The organism is Kitasatospora sp. NPDC059571 (assembly GCF_042735675.1).
Lineage (GTDB): Bacteria > Actinomycetota > Actinomycetes > Streptomycetales > Streptomycetaceae > Kitasatospora.
In genome coordinates this window covers 1-4,624 of record NZ_JBHWBW010000568.1, presented here as the reverse complement: position 1 = coordinate 4,624, position 4,624 = coordinate 1, and the positions used below count along the sequence as shown (strand labels likewise).

2 protein-coding genes and 1 riboswitch are annotated in these 4,624 nt (G+C 74.4%); of the genes, one reads left to right on the top strand and one right to left on the bottom strand.

Annotated features, from left to right (window positions below):
• On the bottom strand, window positions 1–2,838 hold a 2,838-nt coding region (gene gcvP, locus ACFV0G_RS35640; protein ID WP_380556893.1), incomplete at its 3' end, for an aminomethyl-transferring glycine dehydrogenase.
• 225 nt (window positions 2,839–3,063) lie between these two features.
• Window positions 3,064–3,167, bottom strand: a riboswitch (glycine riboswitch).
• A 248-nt stretch (window positions 3,168–3,415) separates the two neighbouring features.
• Here gcvP and ACFV0G_RS35635 point away from each other — a divergent pair.
• A partial coding sequence (locus tag ACFV0G_RS35635) for a DUF2382 domain-containing protein (protein WP_380556891.1) occupies window positions 3,416–4,624 on the top strand: 1,209 nt, incomplete at its 3' end.

Here is a 4,624-nt window from a genome sequence, read left to right as displayed (position 1 = left end):
GACCAGGTTGCGGTCGCCGTAGGCGCCGTCGATCCGGCTCACCGGCGGCCAGTACTTGTCCGCCGGGTTGACGCCGGCCGGGAAGACCGCCGTCTCGCGGCCGTAGGCGTGCTCCCACTCACCGGCCAGGCGGGCGGCGGTGTGCGGGGCGTTGCGCAGCGGGTTGTCCTCGGCGGGCCACTCGCCGGAGCCGACCTTCTCGATCTCCGCGCGGATCTCGATCATCGCCTCGCAGAAGCGGTCGATCTCGTGCAGGTCCTCGGACTCGGTGGGCTCGATCATCAGCGTGCCGGCCACCGGGAACGACATGGTCGGGGCGTGGAAGCCGTAGTCGATCAGGCGCTTGGCCACGTCGTCCACGGTGACGCCGGTCTCCTTGGTGAGCGGGCGCAGGTCGATGATGCACTCGTGCGCGACCAGGCCGCCGGGGCCGGTGTAGAGCACCGGGAAGTGCGGGGCGAGCCGCTTGGCGATGTAGTTGGCGTTCAGCACGGCCACCTGGGTGGCGCGCTTGAGGCCCTCGCCGCCCATCAGGCGGACGTACGACCAGGAGATGGGCAGGATCGCCGCCGAGCCCCAGGGCGCGGCCGAGATCGGGCCGACGCCGGTGGCCGGGCCGGCCTCCGGCTGCAGCGGGTGGTTCGGCAGGTACGGCGCGAGGTGCGCGCGGACCGCGACCGGGCCGACGCCCGGGCCGCCGCCGCCGTGCGGGATGCAGAAGGTCTTGTGCAGGTTCAGGTGCGAGACGTCCGCACCGAACTTGCCCGGCTTGGCCAGGCCGACCAGGGCGTTGAGGTTGGCGCCGTCGACGTACACCTGGCCGCCGGCCTCGTGCACCATCTCGCAGATGGTGGTGATCTCGGTCTCGAACACGCCGTGGGTCGACGGGTAGGTGACCATCAGCACGGAGAGCTGGTCGCGGTGCTGCTGGATCTTGGCCTTGAGGTCGTCGACGTCGACGTCGCCGTCGGTGAGGGTCTTGACGACCACGACGCGCATGCCGGCCATCACCGCGGAGGCGGCGTTGGTGCCGTGCGCGGAGGACGGGATCAGGCAGACGTCGCGCTGGGTGTCGCCGTTGGCGTGGTGGTAGGCGCGCACGGCCAGCAGGCCGGCGAGCTCGCCCTGGGAGCCGGCGTTCGGCTGGATGGAGACCGCGTCGTAGCCGGTCACCTCGACGAGCTGCTGCTCCAGGCCGTGGATCAGGCTGAGGAAGCCCTGCACCTGGTCGGCCGGGGCGAACGGGTGCAGCTGGCCGAACTCCGGCCAGGTCACCGGCTCCATCTCGGTGGTGGCGTTGAGCTTCATGGTGCAGGAGCCCAGCGGGATCATGCCGCGGTCCAGCGCGTAGTCGCGGTCCGACAGGCGGCGCAGGTAGCGCAGCATGGCGGTCTCGGAGCGGTGGCTGTGGAAGACCGGGTGGGTCAGGTACTCGTCCTCGCGCAGCAGCGCGGCGGGCAGCGTGTCGGCGGCCTCGGCCGGCTCGCCGGCCGCGACGCCGAACGCGCCGAGGACGGCGGCCAGGTGCTCGCGGGTGGTGGTCTCGTCGCAGGAGATCGAGACGGAGTCGGCGTCGGCGCGGTACAGGTTGACGCCGGCCTCGCGGGCGGCGGCGACGACCTCGTCGGCGCGGCCCGGCACCTTGGCGGTGACGGTGTCGAAGAACGCCTCGTGGGCGAGCTCGACGCCGCCGGCGCGCAGGCCCTCGGCCAGCGCGGCGGCGTAGCGGTGGGTGCGGCGGGCGATGTCGGCCAGGCCGTCCGGGCCGTGGTAGACGGCGTACATCGAGGCCATCACGGCGAGCAGCACCTGGGCGGTGCAGATGTTGCTGGTGGCCTTCTCGCGGCGGATGTGCTGCTCGCGGGTCTGCAGGGCCAGGCGGTAGGCGCGGTTGCCGTCGGCGTCGACGGAGACGCCGACCAGGCGGCCGGGGAGGTTGCGGGCGTACTCGGCGCGCACGGCGAGGTAGCCGGCGTGCGGGCCGCCGAAGCCCATCGGGACGCCGAAGCGCTGCGAGGTGCCGCAGGCGATGTCGGCACCGAGCGCGCCCGGCGACTTCAGCAGGGTGAGGGCCAGCAGGTCGGCGGCGACGGCGACGACCGCGCCGAGGCCGTGCGCCTGCTCGATGACCGGGGCGAGGTCGCGGACGGCGCCGGAGGCGCCCGGGTACTGGAGCAGCACGCCGAAGACTCCGCGCTCGGCGATCTCGGCCGGGATGCCCGCGGAGAGGTCGGCGACGACGGTCTCGACACCGGTCGGGACGGCGCGGGTCTCGATCACGGCGACGGTCTGCGGCAGGGTGTCGGCGTCGATGAGGAAGACGCCGCCCTTGACCTTGGTGACGCGGCGGGCCAGCGCCATGGCCTCGGCGGCGGCGGTGCCCTCGTCCAGCAGGGAGGAGCCGGAGGTGGCCAGGCCGGTCAGGTCGGAGACCACGGTCTGGAAGTTGAGCAGCGCCTCCAGGCGGCCCTGCGAGATCTCCGGCTGGTACGGGGTGTAGGCGGTGTACCAGGCCGGGTTCTCCAGCACGTTGCGCAGGATCACCGGCGGGGTGAAGGTGCCGTAGTAGCCCAGGCCGATCATGGGGGTGAGGACCTGGTTCCGGCCAGCCAGCTCGCGCAGTTCGGCGAGCACCTGGGCCTCGCTGCGGCCGGCGGGCAGGCCGAGCGCGGTCAGGCTGCGGATGGCCTCGGGGACGGCCGCGTCGGACAGCTCGTCCAGGGAGCCGTAGCCGACCTGGGCCAGCATCTTGTCCTGGGCGGCGGCGTCGGGGCCGATGTGGCGGGTCTCGAAGGGACTCGCCTGCTCGAGCTCGGTGAGGGTCGGCTTGGCGTTCATGGGGGTCGAGGCCTCCTGGTCACGGACCGGCGGGGGTGCGCAGCTGCCGACCGGCCGCCGCGGGGGGCCGGGGACGTGCGAACCCGTCAGGCCTCCCCCTCTGTCATCGGTACCTGAGAGCTTCGCCGTACCGGCGCCCGGGGGCATCCTGTCGACTTGCACCGTCGGTGAGGGTGGTGCCGGCGGCTCCTGCGCCAACGGCCCTGCCCTGCTTTCCAGAGTGACCTATCCCACGCGGTACGGATGCCTGAGAGATTCCGGGGAGGAGTTGCTCCTTCGGCGCCCCGGTCCGCCGTCGGCGGGGTCGGGGACTCTCCCGCGCGGGCTCGGCGGTCGCCGCCCAGGGTACCAGCGGGAACCCGTCGGATCACGGGCGCTGTGACGGCCGTCGCAGGTCCGCGACCGTCCCCCGACCGGCCCCCGACCGTCGCCCGGACGGGCCAGCGGGCACCCCGGACGGACCCGCTGCGCTCGCCGGTGTCCGGTTCATGGCGTTTCGTGTGAGATGGCGTCTGGCCAGCTCCTCCAGCCGCCCGTGTCCCCGACCACCCCAGGAGCAGGTGCACTGGAGGACAGCGTGCAGACCGATATCGATCCGCGAGACCTGATCGGGCACAAGGCGGTCGACCGGAACGGTGACAAGATCGGCACGGTCGACGAGGTCTATCTCGACGACGCGACCGGTGAGCCCGAGTGGGCCGCGGTCCGCACCGGGATCTTCGGCCGGGACGCCTTCGTCCCGCTGACCACCAGCGAGTTCTCGGGCGAGGAGCTGCGCGTCCCGTACGACAAGTCGCTGATCAAGGAGTCCCCCGACTTCGGCGTGGGCCAGCACCTCTCGCCCGCGCAGGAGCTCCAGCTCTACCGCTACTACGGGCTGGACACCTCCGGCAGCGGCCGGCCGCAGGCCCCGCAGCCCCCGCAGGGTCCGCCCCCGGCGGGCCGCGGCCAGGGCCAGGACATGGACTTCGGCGCGGTCTCCGGGCCGGCCCCGGCGGCGGGCCGGCCTGCTGCCAACGGCACCAACGGCGCGCCCGCCCCGAACGGCGGCCCCGACGCCGGCGGGCACGGCCGGGGCGAGCAGGGCCGCGGCGCGGAGCACGAGCGCGGCGGCCGGCAGGATCCCCCGGCGGGCGGGCCGCAGGCGGCCGCCACGGTCGCGGTGATGCCCACCGCCGGTACGCGCACCGCCGGCCCGCACGCCACCGCCCAGCAGCCGGCCGAGGACCGGGCGGGCAACGTCCGCACCCTGCACGCCGACCGGCGCCCGGCCGCCGCGCCCGCGCCCGGCCACGCGGCGCCGAGCGGGCCGGTCGAGGTCATCTGCCGCGAGGAGCGGCTGGACATCAGCACCGAGTGGCACGTGCTGGGCACCGCCCGGCTGCGCAAGTACGTCACCTCCGAGGCCGTGGAGCGGCGGGTGCCCGTCGTGCGCGAGCGGGTGCGGGTCGAGCGGGTGCCGGTCACCGACGCCGAGCGCGCCTCGCTGACCGAGCAGGAGATCGCGGAGGCAATGGAGGAGGTCACCCTGCGCGAGGAGCGCCCGGTGGTCCGCAAGTACCTGGCGCCGGTCGAGCGGGTCCGCCTGGTGGTCGAGCGGTACACCGAGGAGGAGGTCGTCCGCGAGGAGCTGCGCCGCGAGCAGGTGGAGGTGCACGACGGCGTGGCCCGGCAACCGTACGGTCCGCAGGCCGCCGAGCGCACGGACGCGGCGCCCGGCGCCGCCGCCGAGCAGGCCGGCCGGCCCGGGCCGCGCGCCGAGGCGGCCGAGCCCCCGGTCGCGCAC